Genomic DNA, 16,696 nt, shown 5'->3' with positions numbered 1-16,696 from the left:
AAAATAGCGATCAAGATATTATTTAGCAAAGTACTGCTGAGTAAAATTTAAGAAGGTTGAAATTCTTTTTGATGGGTGAATACGTTGAGGGTGTATTATATAAATCATCGAACCACTTGGCATTTGCTCTTCAAATATCGTCTTAAGTTTTCCTGACTTTACCTCTTTGTCTACTAAATATTTAGGCACTCTAATAATGCCTTTATCCGCTAATGCGAGTCCTTTTAACATATTATTATCGTTAACTTCCAACCAACCCTGTGTTTGTACCGCTTCTTGTTGAAATTGCCAGGTAGTTTGCTCTTGCCCTTTAAGGCACTCATGATTTATTAAGTCAGCGGGCGTTTTTGGCACCCCTTTGCTGTCAAAGTATTTCGGGGATGCACAGCAACAATGTTGATAAGACATTAAATGTTTAGCGACCATGTTTTGCGGCGGTTCACTGGTTGCTCTAAAGGCGAAATCAAAATCACTTCTGTTTAAATCAAATCGGGTATAGCTGCAATTAAGTGAAAATTCGATGGCAGGGTGTAATTGTTTGAACTGTGAAAAAATATCAAATAAAAAACGTTCAGCAAATCCCCCTGGTGCGGTAATCTTTATTCGACCTTCTATTTTATTGCCTTCATGTTCAGCACTTCTTTCTAATTCTAATAGGTCATGACGGATCTTATTCATACCAGTAAGAACACGTTCACCTTCAGGGGTTAAGCGGACACTTCGTGTTGAGCGAATCAACAGAACCATCTCCATATCTTGCTCTAAACGTTTAATTTGACTGGAAAGGTGGCCACGAGAAATATTTAGTTTTTCAGCTGCCGTGGTAAAACTTAAGTGTTCAGCGACTTCACTAAAGAGCATTAAACGTTCAAGTTTTTTGTGTTCTTTCATCATGAGATTAAATCAATTATCGACTATTGTTTTTTATACTAAACAATGATTATTTTTTTGTCATATTTTATTTGCTAATGTTTTAGTGAACAATGCAAATATAAAAGGACAAAGCCGTATAATACCAATTACACTAATTAATTGCCCATCTTCAAATGGTCTACCTCTACAATTTCTGCGTTGCGCTCAATTCCAATAGCCAGCTATTGCTCAATCACGCGCCTTGAACTTGAAGATTTATCCTCATTGAATCTTGATCACTAAATTAATGTAAATGGTATAAACAGCCGTGATCCTAGCAACCATTCTCTATAGGAATTTAAATGAATTGTAATAAATACCCGTTATCTGGCGTAATCAAAAACAATAGCTCGATTGTCTTTGGCTGTATGGGATTAGGCGGCACTTGGGATAAAAATCCTATTAGTGCAGTCGATATAAAAAAAGCCCATGAAGTTGTTGATGCAGCTGTTGATGCAGGTATTAAGGTCTTTGACCATGCTGACATTTATACTTTCGGTAAAGCTGAACAAGTTTTTGGTGAATTAATAAAAGCACGTCCTGAATTACGATCGTTAATTTCTATTCAATCAAAATGCGCCATTAGATTTGAAGATGATTTAGGGCCCCAACGTTATGATTGTTCACCGGAGTGGATTATAAAGTCCGTTGAAAAAAGTCTGTCTCGGTTAAACATAGAGCAATTAGATATATTAATGCTTCATCGCCCCGATCCCCTGATGGAACCTGAGTTAATCGCCCAAGCTTTTGATACGTTAACGGCTAGCGGGAAAGTTAAAAATTTTGGTGTCTCTAATATGCAGCATCATCAAATATCATTTTTATCGTCAGCATTATCACAGCCTATAGTTGTTAACCAAGTTGAGCTCAGCTTAAGCCATTTGGCTTGGATAGAAGAAGGCGTAACGTCAGGAAATTCAGGAGAACCGTCGGTAAATTATGGTGCAGGTACCATTGAATATTGTCGCCAAAACAATATTCAGTTGCAATCGTGGGGTTGCTTAAGCCAAGGTTTGTTTAGCGGACGTGATATTTCTCAAGAGCCACCCCATATTCAACAAACGGCAGAGCTGGTTAGTAACTTGGCTGCGGAGTATCAAGTGAGTAAAGAGGCCGTAGTATTATCGTGGTTAAAGCGTCATCCGGCGAACATTCAACCGGTAATCGGTACAACAAATGTTGAACGCATTAAAGCCTGTGCTGATATTGATAACATTAACCTAACGAGAGAGCATTGGTATGCATTATGGCTTTGTGCGCGAGGTCACGCATTACCATAAAATACAGGTGAAACTTTAAAATAACCAACACTAAAATTACTCTACCTAGGGTAATACCAATCAGATTAATTAATTGTTCAACTTCAGAGCAACATAAGCAATGATGTTATTGGATATGTAGACTATTTAAAAAGATCACTTAGTGAGTCTGCTCTTACGTTACTATTAGTTAGAAATTTCTCGCCAAGAGGTAATTCTGTTGTTACCTCGAAACAGCCAAAAATTGCTGTGGCAGTTGGATTTTACACAACATTATTATTGCCATTCCAATCCGAGTTAAGCCTATTGACCCGTTACAATCTGTGATTAATCTTCGAGATTAACAGGCACCGTAAGGCCTTTTTTTACGTGATTCATCACTACATTTGACTGAAAATTACGAACATTGTGATTTTCAAAAAACACATCGCGCGTAAAAGATTCGTAGTCATCCATATCAACCGCCGTAACGATCAAAATAAAGTCAGCACTGCCAGTTACGTAAAAGCACTGCTGAACAGCTGGGTTGCTTATCATTTCTTTTTTAAACGAGTCAAGTAAGTCGGAGCGCTCTCGCTCTAATGTTACTTCTACAACAATAGTAACACCAAGACCTACTGCTTGTGGGTTAACAACCGAGACATCTGCCTGAATTACATTTTGTTCACGCATTCGTTTCATGCGCCGTTGTACCGCCGCAGGAGAGAGACCAATTTGTTCCGCTATTCGATCAGAGGTTTCTCTATTGGATTGCTGAACAATTTCTAATATTTTGCGATCGAAGTTATCAAGGGGTGCCGTTTTAGCGTTATTCATAAGGGACATCAACCTGTTTAAACGAAATACAATTTTGCCTATATTAAAGGCAGAGGAAACAGCCCCAATTTATACTGATGTGAAACCAACCTCAAGACTTTCATCCCATAATCATTAGTCAACTCTTCTATAAACTGAGTGCGACTTTATTCATTCGTGCCATATTTTCTGCCCTTTTGTTGCTGACTATTGTGTTATGCCTTCATTAAAAATGATATTAAATAACCAATGAAAATATCCCTTTTTTTAATTACCTCCACTGTGTCCCCTTTTAAGTATGTGCTTCGCTCAATTTAATGAGTTTGAGGCATGCGTAAACATCCCCCCAACACTTTAATGGAAGGTGAGCATTATTATATTTTTACCCGTGACTGCTAATCCGGCGCTTTCTTGCGATTTAAAAAAATGTAGTGAATTAATGTGTTTTAAGTGTGATTTTGCGGATTGCCATCATTTAATGGTCCTTAATCCGTTAATTTCTGCATTAAATGTAACGTAATATAATAAGCATGCTCCATTCAGTACTCTTATTAACATCTTGAGACTGACTTTAGTCATCATATTTTTCTAGTACAAATTGCTCAATATTTTAGTTTTCAGACAAGGTAAGGCGATAATGAAATTTACAACGGTTCAACATCAACAACCATTAGACTATCTGGCCTCAGGTGGTCGAATCGGAGTCATTTCACTCGCAACCGACTTTAACATCGAGGCTGATCTACAACAAATGTATCCTAACGATGTTCAGTTTTTCACTAGCAGAGTGAAAAATGTTAACCCATTGACTATCGAAAATTTGAAAAAAATGGCGCCTGGTATTAGTGCAACTGCTGATACGATTTTACCTGGTACAGATCTAGATGCGATTATTTATGCATGTACCTCAGGTACGGTTGCTATTGGCGTTGAACAGGTTAGCGAACTAATCCATCAAACTCGCCCTGGTGTACCCGTAACCAATCCTATAACAGCAGTGATGTCGGCTTTTGAGCATTTTGATGCAAAAAGAATCTCAATTTTAACGCCTTATACTGAAGCCGTTAATCGTGATATTGCCGACTTTTTTACCGCTCAGGGCTACGAGGTATTGAGTATTTCGGGTTTTGGATTTGAAGACGACACCGCAATGACTTATATAACGCCAAAGGATATAGCCGATCAGGCGGTCGCTTGTTGCGAACCTACTGCTGATTTGTTGTTTATTTCGTGTACCGCATTAAGGGCGTCAGTGGTCATTGATGAAATTGAACAGCGATTGGAGATTCCAGTCGTGAGTAGTAATCAAGCCCTCGTATGGCATAGCTTGAAGCTGGTGAAATATCCTAAGGCTATCACAGGTTTTGGCGCATTATTGCGCGATAAGTTGGTCAGTTGTGATGAATTAGCAACTGAGCTAACACTTGAACAACAATCTAAATAATACGATTGGAGACTGAATTTTGACTTTACATACAGAATTAATTACTCAAATGACGCAATGGCGCCGTCATATGCACCGCTTCCCTGAGTGTGGTTTTGATTTACCATTAACCGCTAATTTCATTGTCGAAAAACTTGAAAGCTTTGGTATTGAAGTGACTTGCAATATTGGTCAACAAGGTATTGTTGGTGTCTTACGTTGTGGTACCGGCGATGCCAGTATTGGCTTACGTGCCGATATGGATGCACTTCATATTAATGAACAAAATAGCTTTGAACACCGTTCTTGCCATGACGGAAAAATGCACGCCTGTGGGCATGATGGTCATTCGGCAATGCTGCTTGGTGCTGCCAGCCATTTAGCCGAAAATAAAGGCTTTAATGGCACTGTGCATTTTATTTTTCAGCCTGATGAAGAGCACGGGAAAGGCGCACAGGCGATGATAGATGATGGCTTGTTTGAGCGTTTTCAAATTAACACTATATATGGCTTACACAATATGCCAGGGCTTGCCGAGGGGCAATTTATTGTTCGCCCAGGTTCATTAATGGCGAGTGAAAGTAGCTTTGAAATAGTAATAGAAGGTGTTGGTGGGCATGCCGCAATGCCGCATCGCGGCATTGACCCTATAGTAGTAGGTTCTCAAATTATAATGGCCCTGCAAACGATTGTTTCGAGAAATCTAAATGCGATTGAAGAAACTGCAGTGGTGTCAGCGACGGAATTTATTACTAACGGCACAGTTAACGTGATCCCATCACAGGTGATTATCAAGGGTGACTGTCGTTGTTTTACCGAAGATAGTTTAGTCAAAATAGAACAAGCTATGGAGCGTATAGTTGCCGGTATTTGTCAGGCTGCTGGTGCGCAATATCAATTCAATTTTCTCAATACTTTTTACCCAACCGTTAATAGCTGCACGCCAACTGAACATGTTATCCAAGCGGCTGTTGCTGTCTTTGGAGACGAGCATGTTGAACGGAATTGCCTTCCTTTAACCATCTCAGAAGATTTCTCCAGCATGTTACGTGTTAAACCCGGTTGTTATGGGTTATTGGGTAACGGTGTCGACTCTGTCGGAGGATGTGCTCTACATAACCCTGAATATGATTTTAATGACAATATTCTTAAACTTGGTGCGCAATATTGGGTGCAACTTGTATCAGATCAATTGAAATAACTATTACATTAATTTTAACCATTACATTAATTCTAACCATAATAAAAGTAAGGAAAATAAAATGAATAAATTACTAGCAGCTTTATTAACACTAAGTCTTAGCTTAGGTGTGAGTGCTGAAACTTGGAAGTTCGCCTCTGAAGAAGATAAACAAGATGTACAAGACATTTTCGCGAAAACGTTCGCGAAAACCATCAAAAAAGAATCCGACGGTGATATTCGAGTAAAAGTTTATTATTACGGTCAATTAGGTACAGAGAACGACATTGTTGAGCTGACAGCTAAAGGAACCATTCAGTTTGTCTCAGTAGGGACTGGTCATTTAGGCTCTTATGTACCTGAAGTTCAAGCACTGAGTATACCGTATGTTTTAGGCACTGATACTGATGTTGTGCGTAAAGTACTGACCACCAGTAAAACTATCTATGGTGACTTGGCTAATCGTTTCGAAAAAGTAAATTTGAAGTTATTGACCATGATGTCCGAAGGTGAAATGGTTTGGGGTGCCAACAAAGCGATTCGCAGTCCTGAAGATTTTGCAGGCCATAAAATCCGTACATTTACTTCGACTATTCCGGTAGAAACCTACAAAGCATTTGGTGCTACCCCTACTCCATTGTCTTGGGGTGAAGTATATGGTGCGCTACAACTTAAAACAGTGGATGGCATGGTTAACCCCATTTACTTTGTTTACAACGCTAAGTGGCATGAAGTTCAAGATTATTTGATGTTTCCTGGCCAACAGCCATACGTCAGCACGGTCTCTACCAATAGCACATGGTTCAATGGGCTATCGCCTGAGAAAAAAACCATGGTACGCAAGGCTATCGTTGTTGCCGAACAAGCTGCTCACGAGTATCAAATCCGTATAAACCAAGAAAATCTGGACAAAATAATCGCTGAGCGTCCCGACTTGAAGATTATTGTTCTCAATGAAGAAGAACGTACGCGCTTCAAAAAGTTAAGTAAGTCAATTAATAAAACATTCTATGATGTGGTCGAAAATACTTATCAAGAGTCAGAAAAAGCGCAAGCTCGTGTTAGTGCTAAAAAAATCGTGAAAAATTTGATCAAAGAAGTTAAGGAAGCGACAAAACAGTAATTTACTAGATGAATGTGGGGAATAGTTAGGCTATTCCCCACATTTTATATCAAATCTCTCTGGTGGGTGCTCTATAACTTTGCTAATAAGCAGTTGTATATATGGATTGTTCATCATTTTTAGTATGAAAAAATCCAGCATCCGTAGTGTGGTGTGCAAGGTGTTCTTATGAAAAAAATATTCATTACCATCAGTAAGACAACTGAATTGATAGAGCAATATATAGTTTGCTATTCGATTCTTTTGATGATGGTCAATTCTACCGCTAATGCTATCGGACGGTATGCTTTTGGTAAGAGCTTATTCTTTGCTGAAGAGCTAAACCAATTCTTGATTGTAACAATCACCTTTGTCGGATTTGCTTATGCGGTGCGTAAAGGTCGTAACATTCGAATGACCGCAGTCTATGATTCTTTAGGTTATTACGCAAAAAAAGTTATTACCACATTGATATCAATCACCACTGGCCTATTGATGTTTTATCTTGCCTACAAGGCAATCTTTTACGTCATCGAATTAAAGGATCTCAATCGTTTAAGCCCAGCGCTACAATTCCCCGTTTATATTATTTATTCAATAATACCCTTAGGGTTAGGCATCGCAGGTTTGCAGTATTTGATCGCCTTCTTTTTGAATATAACCCATAAAGAAATTTATATCTCACGTGAAGTTGTTGAAAAAGGTGAACCATCATGAGTGCTGTTTTTGAGTTTTTTTCTAACATCATTACTGGTGAACTCGATGTGTATGTCATTACCTTTACTTTAGTTTTTGTGATGATTGTATTGCTGTTTCTAAGTTTCCCTATGGTAGTGCCATTATCGGTGGGAGCACTTATTGGTCTGGTCCATTTTTCTAGCATAGACACTGGTGTGATAATACAGCAGATGGTTACTGGCATATCACCAAATGCCTTAATTGCTGTGCCTATGTTTATTCTAGCTGCAGACATAATGACTCGGGGACATACCGCGCACAATCTTTTAGGTTTAATTGAATCATTCGTTGGCCATCTACGTGGCGGCCTACCAATAACCGCTTGTATTAGTTGTACTTTGTTTGGATCTGTTTCAGGTTCAACCCAAGCAACGGTTGTATCTGTCGGCCAGATCATGCGTCCTAAATTGCTCCAAGCGGGCTATAAAGATAGTTTCGTCATGGCTTTAATCATCAATGCCAGCGATATTGCCTTTTTGATCCCACCGAGCATAGGTTTGATCTTGTACGGAACACTAGCAAATACCAGTGTTGGTGAGTTGTTTATTGCGGGGATCGGTCCGGGAGTTTTACTTGCGGTCATGTTTTCTGCGTATTGTTATTTTTATACCGTTTACCAAGGCGATAGCATTACGCTGGTAAAAAAATCAACCATGGCAGAGAAGCTAGTCGCCATCAAAAAGTCACTGTTACCACTTGGTTTCCCGACATTGATTGTCGGAGGAATATACTCTGGGGCGGTAACGCCGACTGAAGCGGCCTCATTCTCTGTGCTCTATGCGATTATCCTCGAGTGTTTTATTTATCGAGAGTTAAAGTATAAAGATGTTATTGATGCGGCGTTAAGCACTGGCTTGATCACAGCGGTAGTTTTTATTCTTGTTGGTATGGGACAGGCCTTTTCATGGTATATCTCATTTGAACAAATTCCGATGGAACTCTTAGCGCCACTAGACTTAGAGGGTGCCTCTAAAGAATATGTATTGTTCGTAATAGCCCTATCCTTTTTTGTTGGTTGTATGTTTGTTGACTCGTTAGTGGTCTTGGTTATTTTGACCCCTATTTTTGTACCTATAGTCACCGCGGTTGGGCTTGACCCTGTATTGGTAGGTGTGATGATCACCCTTCAAATGGCCGTTGGCTCGGCAACACCACCTTTTGGTTGTGACATTTTTACCGCGATAGCAATCTTTAATAAGCCGTATTTGGAAGTAATACGAGGGACCTTACCCTTTATTTTGATCCTCTTTATGATGTCGGCTTTGTTAATCTATTTCCCGGAAATAGCCTTATTCTTACGTGACCAAGCTTTTGCCAAATAACGCCTAAGCTACTAATAAAATAGAAAATATAAAAGTGAGTAATAAAATGAAAAATGAATTTATCGCCCCATCAAGAGGGTTCGAACGTAGTGAGTTTGAACAACGTACTGGCAAGTTGCAGCAACAAATGTCTGTGCAGGGTATCGATGCCGTATTTTTTTCTACGGAGCATGAATTTCGCTATTTCAGTGGTTTTGCTTCACAGTTTTGGCAAAGCCCAACACGACCTTGGTTTTTAGTCATTCCTGCAAAAGGGCAACCTATTGCTGTAGTTCCAGGGATAGGCGCCGCCGGTTTTGATGATACTTGGATTGATGATGTTCGAACCTGGCCATCGCCACGCCCTGAAGATGACGGTGTTAGCTTACTCGCTGATACCTTAGCTGAAGTATCTAAGCAAACAAGATGCATAGGTGCGATGCTTGGCCCTGAAACACATTTACGTATGCCGATTGCCAATTATCAAACATTGCAGGCGAGCTTAAATCAACACGATATGGTCGATGTTAGCGAGATTGTCCGTAAACTACGCAGCATAAAGTCCGTTGCGGAAGTCGATAAAATTCGTTTTGTTTGTGATGTTACGGCAGCGGGTTTTGACTTTTTGCTTGAGAACTTACATGCGGGTATGACTGAACGTCAAGCTTGTAAAGCGATGCATTTAGAGATGTTACGTTTAGGTGCGGATGCTTGTCCTTACTTGATTTCGGCCTCGGGACAAGGCGGATACGACAATATTATTATGGGGCCAACTGACCGACGACTCGATCAAGGTGATTTATTGATCATCGATACCGGCGCCAATTTTGATGGTTACTTTAGTGATTTTGACCGTAATTTTGCTTTTGGTGACGTTGATAGAGCCACCCATGATGCTTATGAAGCAGTATATGCTTCGACTGAAGCCGGTCTTGATATTGCTGCACCAGGGCGCTCAACTGGTGATGTTTGGAAAGCTATGTGGTCGGTACTAGAAGCCGCTGGCTCACTGGGTAACGATGTTGGCCGAATGGGACATGGCCTTGGCATGCAGTTAACAGAATGGCCGTCTAATGTGAAAGGTGGTGATGTTATTTTACAACCTGGAATGGTATTAACATTAGAGCCTGGCATGACATTTGCGCCGGGCAAAGTGATGGTTCACGAAGAGAATATACTGATCACCGAAAAAGGTTGTGAAATGTTACATAAACGCGCATGGGAAAAACTCCCTATTATTACGCGTTAAACTGAGGTGTCTCTTTTAATAGGCTCTGCTTTGCAGAGCCTATTTTCTTTGTATTAATAGAAATATTATCAAATACCACAATCATTTGATTAATAAAGGATTAATGTGAAAAGTAAACAAAATCAATCTAAGCAAATGACAGGGATGCTCTATAGCTTATTAGGTGTATTGTTATTGACGCCTGACGCGTTAATTTTGCGTTGGGTCACCATCGAACATAGTGAAGTATTATTGTGGCGTGGCATATTTTTTTCACTTGGTTTTTCTTTTATCGTATTGGTTCGTCATCGCAGCAACGCAGTGCGTGCACTCATTAATGCGGGATGGCCCGGCATTATCACTGGCTTTTTCTTCGCGATGAATACTTACTGTTATACGCAGGCATTGCAACAAACTGGCGCAGCAACAGCAATGATGATTATCAGTACCGCGCCCGTTTTTGCAGCATTGATCGCCTGGTTATGGTTAGGCGAACGAATTAGTTTACCTGTTGGACTTACGATTACAATGACTTTACTCGGTATGGCTATTATTGTCAGCGATGGTGATGACGGCAATAGTTTATTTGGTAACATGATGGCTATGGGGTGTGCCATTTTTATGGCAATAAACTTTAACTGGGCACGACGATACGCTTCACTGGATATTACACCGGGACTTATTTTTGGTGGCTTATTTATTATTGCACTTGGCTGGTTCAATACCAGTGTAGTGGCGGCGAGACCTGACGAAATAGGTGCTATGTTTCTTTCTGCGGCGATTGCTATGCCTATTGGGTTTGTTTTATTACAAATTGCGCCACGTTATATCAGTGCTACGGAAGTCAGTTTGTTTTTATTGTTAGAGTCGATTATTGCGCCAATATGGGTGTGGCTGGGGTTGGGTGAAACGCCAAGTAACATAACCTTATTAGGTAGTGTTATTGTCTTAGTTGCATTGCTCTTGTATTGCTATGTTGTGCGTTTGAAAGCACAAACGATATTAACCACTAAAGAGGCCTAACGATCAGTACTACTGCATTGATACGGCGTTGACTTTCTTCCTCCATTTTATAGCCCACATATTATAACTAAATAAGTGGGCTATAAAACTGGCCATATATTTCCTTACAACGGTTACCCACTAATTCATCGTAAGCCACTCTGGTAGCACTGTAGAGTGGAACGCACCTATTTTCATAAAGTTCGTTGCAGATAAAACTCATCAACCCCCCTTATTTAAATGTAATTCCTCACCCACATTGTCAATTTGAAAGAATGTCCGCAACGGCTATAGGTAAACTTATTGTCATAGTTACTTTGCTATGGACATTAAAGGTTAATTCATCGCAATACCGTACTTAATAGTCTGGTTTATTTAGAAATACCAATAAGGCTAATTGTGATCGATCTTGTTTAATCCAGTTCAATCTGGTTATTCATTTTACTAGATTTTAGGTCGTTCGAAAAATCATCTGACAACTAGAGGCATTTATAAATATGTTAAAACAAAATAGTAGGCTAACCCATTTTGCTAACCCTGCAGCACATAGGGAAAACCAATATTCGGACGCACAGCGAGACGTTTTAAGCGTCGAAAAATCTGTTGATGTGATTGCCAACATAAAAACATGGCCAGCTTATTCAACTACGCCATTACATTCATTATCTGATATGGCAACAGACGCTGGTTTGGCCGCTATTTGGTACAAAGATGAATCAGAACGATTTGGCCTCAAAAGTTTTAAGGCGCTTGGCGGTGCATATGCCGTTGCTTGCCAGCTGCAAAATTTATTAGAGCAACGTTTAGGCAAACGCCCAAGCATTGCAGATTTGTTAGAAGGACGTTTGAAAGAAGACGTTGCAGAAATCGTTGTTACCTGTGCAACTGATGGTAACCATGGACGATCAGTGGCGTGGGGAGCACAAATGTTTGGTTGCGGCTGCATTATTTATATTCATCGCGATGTCTCTGAAGGGAGAAAAGTCGCCATGGAAGCCTTTGACGCTGAAGTTATTCGTATTACCGGCAACTACGACGAGTCTGTTCGTCAGGCTGGTGCAGATGCTAAGGCTCATGGCCGGATCATCGTTTCCGATACCAGTTACGAAGGTTATATGGAAGTGCCGAAAGACGTTGCCTTAGGATATACCGTGATGCTGGCTGAAACGGTGGAACAGCTTGATGGTGAGATACCTACCCATGTTTTTGTCCAAGGTGGCGTCGGCGGACTGGCCTCAGCAGTAGCAGGCTATTTCTGGGATCTTTGGGGCGATCGCCGTCCAAGATTTGTCGTGGTAGAACCAGAGCAGGCTAACTGTTTGCAGCTTAGTGCTAAAGCCGGTGAACCTGTGGTGGTTAAGGGCGATCTCGATACCTTAATGGCAGGACTCGCTTGCGGTGAAGTATCTTTATTAGCTTGGCAAATATTATCAAACGGCGCCGATGATTTTATGACGCTGAGTGAGGACGCTATTGCCGACACGATGAGCTTATTAGCCAAAGGGTATAAAGGAGACCCTGCAATTGAAGCGGGAGAGTCTGCCGTACCAGGATTAGCCGCTGCTATCAATGCACGTGCGCAGGATACTTTTGCCAAAGCATTGAATTTAGATGCTCAAAGTAAAGTATTAGTTATTGGTACCGAGGGGGCAACAGATCCTGAACTTTATCAACAATTAGTGGGCTAATTCTAGTTCCATTAATTTCGAATGGACTCTCAGTTGACAAGCACTTAACAGCTAATTATTAGCTGTTAAGTAAAACATAAAAAAAACTATAAAAAAATAAAGACTAACTAATTGGAGAGAATACATGAAAATTTACAATAGCGTATTACTTGGTTGTTTACTTACCAGCTCAACGGCGGTTTGGGCTGATACTTCAGAGCAACGCATAGAGCAACTTGAAAAGAAAATTGCCAAATTAGAGAAGCAGGACACAGAGGACCAAAAGAAAATATCGTCATTGACACCCGACATAAAAATCGGCGGTGCGGTTCGCGTGAATTACAACTACAGCGACTCAAATAAAGATCGAGGGGGAGATTTAGATTTTTCTCTCTTTCGCCTTGACCTCAACGGTACCATTGGAGATATTAGATTATCAGCTGAATATCGTTGGTATACGTATATGGATGTAGTTCATCATGCTTATGCTGCATATCAGTTTAATGAGAACTGGGAGGGGCAAATAGGTGTCACCAAGGTACCTTTTGGTAACTTAGACTATAACTCGAATAGCTTCTTCTTTAGTGATGCTTTTTATGCCGGTCTGGAAGATGACTACGATGCAGGTTTAAAATTTATCGGTAAATTCGACAATCACGATATTCGTCTTGCTTATTTTCTTAATGATGAAGCAGGTGGTAGTGGTACCAATGCCCGTTACAGTTTTGATGTTGTTGGTTTAACTGACCTTGATGAAAACGGCGCTATCATAGACCCTTTTGCTGCACCTACTGTGGGTCTGAGTGAAAGTAATACTATTAATCTTAGATACACCTACACCTTTGATAACGACGTTGTTAAAACCGAAGTTGGTGGCTCTTTTTTAACAGGGGAGCTTGAAGGCGCCACTGATTCGCTTGGCGACCGTACTGCCTATGCACTACATCTAAAAAGCAACATGAATAACTTTACCTTGATGCTTCAATATACCGATTACGATTATGATTTAGACAATGGTGATGATTTTGTTACTGTTGGGGCTTATGCTTATAACGATAGTATGCCTACCTCGGCGACCATATATAACATAAACCTCGCGTATTCTTATGATGTCGATTTTGGCGCATTTGATAATCTCACTTTCTATAATGATTACACTGTAATGACTGATAAATCTGGAAATTTTAAAGAAGATACTCAGATGAATGTTTTTGGGGTAGGGGTAACTGCAGGGCCAATTTTTGGCTGGGTTGATTATGTTGCTGGTACAAACCAACCTTTTAATAATGGTACGCTTGTAGGCGATTCAACTGAATGGGAACACCAACTTAATATTCAGATAGGTTACTACTTCTAGCATTGGTAATACTCTAATATCCATATAGACAGGCATCGAATATTCGATGCTTTTTTTTGCAAACTTATTGCTCAGGCTTGATCAATCCATTGAGGGTTGATGGGATGCTTTAATGGCAGAATAATACCAATTACACTAATTAACTGCCCATTTAAAAAGATCCCTTAGTGAGTCTGATTGGATGAGTCAATACTATCAAGCTAGTACTATTTATCGTTTATTCTAGAACTAAGCTTAAAGCCACTATGACGATATTGTTGCGGTGTTTGTTGGAATAATTTTTTAAATGCATAAATAAATGATGAGTCAGCGTTATAGCCAACTTTAAATGCAATTTCTTGCACAGAAAGGTTAGTTTCCAGTAAGTTCAACGATGAAACTAATCTCAGGTGCTGGCGCCAAAGAGGAAATGTCATACCTAATTCTTTGGTGAATAATCTTGAGAGCGTTCTTTCTGATGCGCCCACCTGCTTGGCCCAGTCCGATAACTTTGTATTGAGTTGTGGATCTGCCATCAATGCTTTGAAAATAATCATCAACCGTCTATCACTCGGCAGTAATAGTTTCATTTGGTATGACTCTCCACTCGATATTTGATCAATCAGTACAGCCACTAATTTAGATAATTCCTCCTCTGAAACGATCGAGTTACTGACACTATGATTGATATGTAGGACTAATTCTCTTAGAAACGGCGTTACAGATATGGCTTTAGCTATTAGTGGGAAATGATTATGAAATCGAGGATTGAGGTAAATGCCGATAAATTTTGTATCCGTCACGACAAAGGATTCATGGGGTGTATTGGCAGGAATAAACAACATACCACTATGAGGAATGACAAACTGACTGTCTGCAACTTTGGTTTGCAATATGCCTTCAAACGGAAATGCAATTTGGTGCCATGGGTGTTGGTGCCATCTATCAATGTAACCTTTCGCCATTTGTTCTATTTTTGCCGTTACTTGAAAATCAGCGCGTTCACTAATTAACAGATTAGCTTCTTTTGTTTGGCGGATTGTCATTGTTTACTGTCTTAATGTAGATATTGAGATTGTAGAAGCAATGCTAGCATAAGACGTCAGTTAGCAATATTAATTCAAGCGTTATTAGAGAGATCAAATGATGAAAGTACACTTTATTATCCATGAAGCATATGAAGGACCAGGGGCACTTTTAAGCTGGGCAGAAGAGCGAAATTATAGCGTCACTAGTAGTAAAGTTTATCTGGGAGAAGCATTACCTGAAGAGAGTAATGCTATTGACTTGTTAATAGTTTTAGGTGGACCACAATGCCCTGCAACGACAGTAGAAGAATCTCCTTATTTTAACGCAAGTGAAGAGGTATCTTTTATCCATAGCTGTATTGAAAGTGATAAAGCAGTGTTAGGTATTTGTTTGGGCGCTCAGCTCATTGGTGAGTCATTAGGGGCTAAATTCGAACAAAGCCCCAACAAAGAAATAGGTTACTTCCCTATAGCGTTAACTGAGTCGGGTAGACAGCATCCACATTTATCACATTTTAATGCGACTGAAATTGTAGGTCATTGGCATAACGACATGCCGGGTTTAACGCCAACGAGTAAAGTGTTGGCAACAAGTGCCGGCTGTCCGAGACAGATCGTTGAGTATTCACCGTTAGTTTATGGTTTTCAATGCCACTTAGAATTCACCGCTGCATCGCTGGCGGATTTAATTACGGTCTCTCACGATGAATTTGAAAGAATCGGTCACCATAACTATATACAAAAACCTGAGATTATTAGGTCCAGCAGCAGCTTGGCTATGAATGCTTTATTGTTTGGATTTATGGATGAATTAATCCTTTCATATGAAACGAAATAAAAATCAGTTAATCAGGTCTTATTGGCACTTATTATTTTAATACGCTCAGGATCTATATGAAGACGCTACACCTTAACGCTACTTTACTCTTAATTGGTATTTCTACTGCACTGTTAGGGCTAAGTATATTACTGTTGGGTTCCCATAAGCATATAACCTTAACGACAGATTTTTATCTCATTTCCGATATATTACCCGCCCAAGTATTTAATTCGATTGCCGCTTTCGCTTTTATTTCGAGTGCGGTATTGGCGTTCTTATCTATAAAACAACCTAACTTTCGATCTATATTAGGATATTTACTGATCGCAATAAGCATAGTGCCTTTAGGTTCTTTGTTAAGTGATTCTATGTGGATAGCTTCTATGGGCGGATTTCCTGTTATTGGCTCTGGCCAAGGGGTTATTAAGTATTTCGCCTTATTATCAATAGGAATGTTGCTAGTAAAACGCACGTTTTCTCCTCTGATCACAGCCTGGATTAGCATCTTGCCGGTGTTACTCGTTTTACTGTGGATTGGTGGTATGAAGTTCACTTTACTCGAAGCACAAGGTATAGAAGGGTTAGTAAAAAGCTCTCCTTTTATGGGCTGGTTGTATAATATTTTCAGCATACAAACAACGTCAAATATCATTGGCGTGTATGATTTAATTGCAGTGGTTATGTTAATCTTAGCGATATATTCGCCGAAATTGACTGTGCCAGCAATTTTGATGTCTGGTATGGTTTTTGTGGTAACTCAGACCTTTTTAATAAGTTTTTCTGGTTCATTATCAAGTGAGACCTTATTATCAACGACGGGGCATTTTCTTATTAAAGATTTATGGTTTTTGGCGTGTTTATTTTTCTATTATTCAGCAGTACAAAAATTGCCACGAAAAGCATAA

Annotated in this window: 15 protein-coding genes; 12 read left to right on the top strand and 3 right to left on the bottom strand. The window is 39.8% G+C overall.

The genetic code is table 11. The annotated features are described in order from the left end of the window. Nucleotides 1–18: 18 nt before the first annotated feature. Nucleotides 19–894 (bottom strand): LysR family transcriptional regulator, encoded by an 876-nt coding sequence (locus CXF79_RS22580; RefSeq protein WP_198560110.1) that lies wholly within the window; start codon nucleotides 892–894, stop codon nucleotides 19–21. A gap of 320 nt (nucleotides 895–1,214) precedes the next feature. Here CXF79_RS22580 and CXF79_RS22575 point away from each other — a divergent pair, with 320 nt between their 5' ends. After that, complete coding sequence (locus tag CXF79_RS22575; RefSeq protein ID WP_101158036.1) at nucleotides 1,215–2,192, top strand: aldo/keto reductase; 978 nt, start codon at nucleotides 1,215–1,217, stop codon at nucleotides 2,190–2,192. Between the two features lie 306 nt (nucleotides 2,193–2,498). Here CXF79_RS22575 and CXF79_RS22570 read toward each other — a convergent pair whose 3' ends face one another. Next, a complete protein-coding gene (locus CXF79_RS22570; RefSeq protein ID WP_011045638.1) occupies nucleotides 2,499–2,996 on the bottom strand; it encodes an Lrp/AsnC family transcriptional regulator in 498 nt (165 codons plus the stop codon). Between the two features lie 607 nt (nucleotides 2,997–3,603). Between CXF79_RS22570 and CXF79_RS22565 the strand changes: the two genes are divergently transcribed. From CXF79_RS22565 to CXF79_RS22525, 9 genes are all read left to right on the top strand, one after another. Next, nucleotides 3,604–4,410: a maleate cis-trans isomerase family protein gene (locus CXF79_RS22565; protein ID WP_011045637.1), complete on the top strand. Its 807-nt coding sequence runs from the start codon at nucleotides 3,604–3,606 to the stop codon at nucleotides 4,408–4,410. Between the two features lie 19 nt (nucleotides 4,411–4,429). Next, the gene (locus CXF79_RS22560) at nucleotides 4,430–5,590 is read left to right on the top strand and encodes a M20 aminoacylase family protein (protein WP_232769291.1); all 1,161 of its coding nucleotides are present in this window, start codon (nucleotides 4,430–4,432) and stop codon (nucleotides 5,588–5,590) included. A 61-nt stretch (nucleotides 5,591–5,651) separates the two neighbouring features. Beyond that, a complete protein-coding gene (dctP, locus tag CXF79_RS22555; protein ID WP_011045635.1) occupies nucleotides 5,652–6,692 on the top strand; it encodes a TRAP transporter substrate-binding protein DctP in 1,041 nt (346 codons plus the stop codon). A gap of 168 nt (nucleotides 6,693–6,860) precedes the next feature. Then, nucleotides 6,861–7,388, top strand: a complete 528-nt coding sequence (locus tag CXF79_RS22550; protein ID WP_011045634.1) for a TRAP transporter small permease — start codon at nucleotides 6,861–6,863, stop codon at nucleotides 7,386–7,388. Then, complete coding sequence (locus tag CXF79_RS22545; RefSeq protein WP_101158034.1) at nucleotides 7,385–8,731, top strand: TRAP transporter large permease; 1,347 nt, start codon at nucleotides 7,385–7,387, stop codon at nucleotides 8,729–8,731. The genes CXF79_RS22550 and CXF79_RS22545 overlap by 4 nt, the downstream gene beginning before the upstream one ends. Nucleotides 8,732–8,777: 46 nt before the next feature. Further along, the gene (locus CXF79_RS22540) at nucleotides 8,778–9,959 is read left to right on the top strand and encodes a M24 family metallopeptidase (protein WP_101158032.1); all 1,182 of its coding nucleotides are present in this window, start codon (nucleotides 8,778–8,780) and stop codon (nucleotides 9,957–9,959) included. A 105-nt stretch (nucleotides 9,960–10,064) separates the two neighbouring features. Next, a complete protein-coding gene (locus tag CXF79_RS22535) occupies nucleotides 10,065–10,961 on the top strand; it encodes a DMT family transporter (protein WP_011045631.1) in 897 nt (298 codons plus the stop codon). Between the two features lie 476 nt (nucleotides 10,962–11,437). After that, the gene (locus tag CXF79_RS22530; RefSeq protein WP_011045630.1) at nucleotides 11,438–12,628 is read left to right on the top strand and encodes a diaminopropionate ammonia-lyase; all 1,191 of its coding nucleotides are present in this window, start codon (nucleotides 11,438–11,440) and stop codon (nucleotides 12,626–12,628) included. A gap of 124 nt (nucleotides 12,629–12,752) precedes the next feature. Then, nucleotides 12,753–13,964: a carbohydrate porin gene (locus CXF79_RS22525; protein ID WP_101158030.1), complete on the top strand. Its 1,212-nt coding sequence runs from the start codon at nucleotides 12,753–12,755 to the stop codon at nucleotides 13,962–13,964. A 206-nt stretch (nucleotides 13,965–14,170) separates the two neighbouring features. Here the strand turns inward: CXF79_RS22525 and CXF79_RS22520 are convergent, their stop codons facing one another. Then, complete coding sequence (locus tag CXF79_RS22520) at nucleotides 14,171–14,989, bottom strand: helix-turn-helix transcriptional regulator (protein ID WP_101158028.1); 819 nt, start codon at nucleotides 14,987–14,989, stop codon at nucleotides 14,171–14,173. Between the two features lie 100 nt (nucleotides 14,990–15,089). Between CXF79_RS22520 and CXF79_RS22515 the strand changes: the two genes are divergently transcribed. Together CXF79_RS22515 and CXF79_RS22510 are read left to right on the top strand one after the other, a co-directional pair. Next, nucleotides 15,090–15,809 (top strand): type 1 glutamine amidotransferase, encoded by a 720-nt coding sequence (locus CXF79_RS22515; RefSeq protein WP_041738217.1) that lies wholly within the window; start codon nucleotides 15,090–15,092, stop codon nucleotides 15,807–15,809. Nucleotides 15,810–15,865: 56 nt separating this feature from the next. Beyond that, entirely contained in the window at nucleotides 15,866–16,696 is an 831-nt protein-coding gene (locus CXF79_RS22510; RefSeq protein WP_011045626.1) for a DUF417 family protein, read from the top strand.

Origin of the sequence: Colwellia sp. Bg11-28, assembly GCF_002836245.1 — a bacterium.
GTDB lineage: Bacteria > Pseudomonadota > Gammaproteobacteria > Enterobacterales > Alteromonadaceae > Colwellia > Colwellia psychrerythraea_A.
This window is presented reverse-complemented; position numbering and strand designations above follow the sequence as displayed.

Excerpts from the sequence above, each read along its gene's own strand:
- CXF79_RS22580 (WP_198560110.1), bottom strand. The coding sequence starts at position 894 with ATGATGAAAGAACACAAAAAACTTGAACGTTTAATGCTCTTTAGTGAA.
- CXF79_RS22575 (WP_101158036.1), top strand. The coding sequence starts at position 1,215 with ATGAATTGTAATAAATACCCGTTATCTGGCGTAATCAAAAACAATAGC.
- CXF79_RS22510 (WP_011045626.1), top strand. The coding sequence starts at position 15,866 with ATGAAGACGCTACACCTTAACGCTACTTTACTCTTAATTGGTATTTCT.
- CXF79_RS22570 (WP_011045638.1), bottom strand. The coding sequence starts at position 2,996 with ATGTCCCTTATGAATAACGCTAAAACGGCACCCCTTGATAACTTCGAT.
- CXF79_RS22520 (WP_101158028.1), bottom strand. The coding sequence starts at position 14,989 with ATGACAATCCGCCAAACAAAAGAAGCTAATCTGTTAATTAGTGAACGC.
- CXF79_RS22540 (WP_101158032.1), top strand. The coding sequence starts at position 8,778 with ATGAAAAATGAATTTATCGCCCCATCAAGAGGGTTCGAACGTAGTGAG.
- CXF79_RS22530 (WP_011045630.1), top strand. The coding sequence starts at position 11,438 with ATGTTAAAACAAAATAGTAGGCTAACCCATTTTGCTAACCCTGCAGCA.
- CXF79_RS22525 (WP_101158030.1), top strand. The coding sequence starts at position 12,753 with ATGAAAATTTACAATAGCGTATTACTTGGTTGTTTACTTACCAGCTCA.
- CXF79_RS22515 (WP_041738217.1), top strand. The coding sequence starts at position 15,090 with ATGAAAGTACACTTTATTATCCATGAAGCATATGAAGGACCAGGGGCA.
- CXF79_RS22545 (WP_101158034.1), top strand. The coding sequence starts at position 7,385 with ATGAGTGCTGTTTTTGAGTTTTTTTCTAACATCATTACTGGTGAACTC.
- dctP (WP_011045635.1), top strand. The coding sequence starts at position 5,652 with ATGAATAAATTACTAGCAGCTTTATTAACACTAAGTCTTAGCTTAGGT.
- CXF79_RS22550 (WP_011045634.1), top strand. The coding sequence starts at position 6,861 with ATGAAAAAAATATTCATTACCATCAGTAAGACAACTGAATTGATAGAG.
- CXF79_RS22565 (WP_011045637.1), top strand. The coding sequence starts at position 3,604 with ATGAAATTTACAACGGTTCAACATCAACAACCATTAGACTATCTGGCC.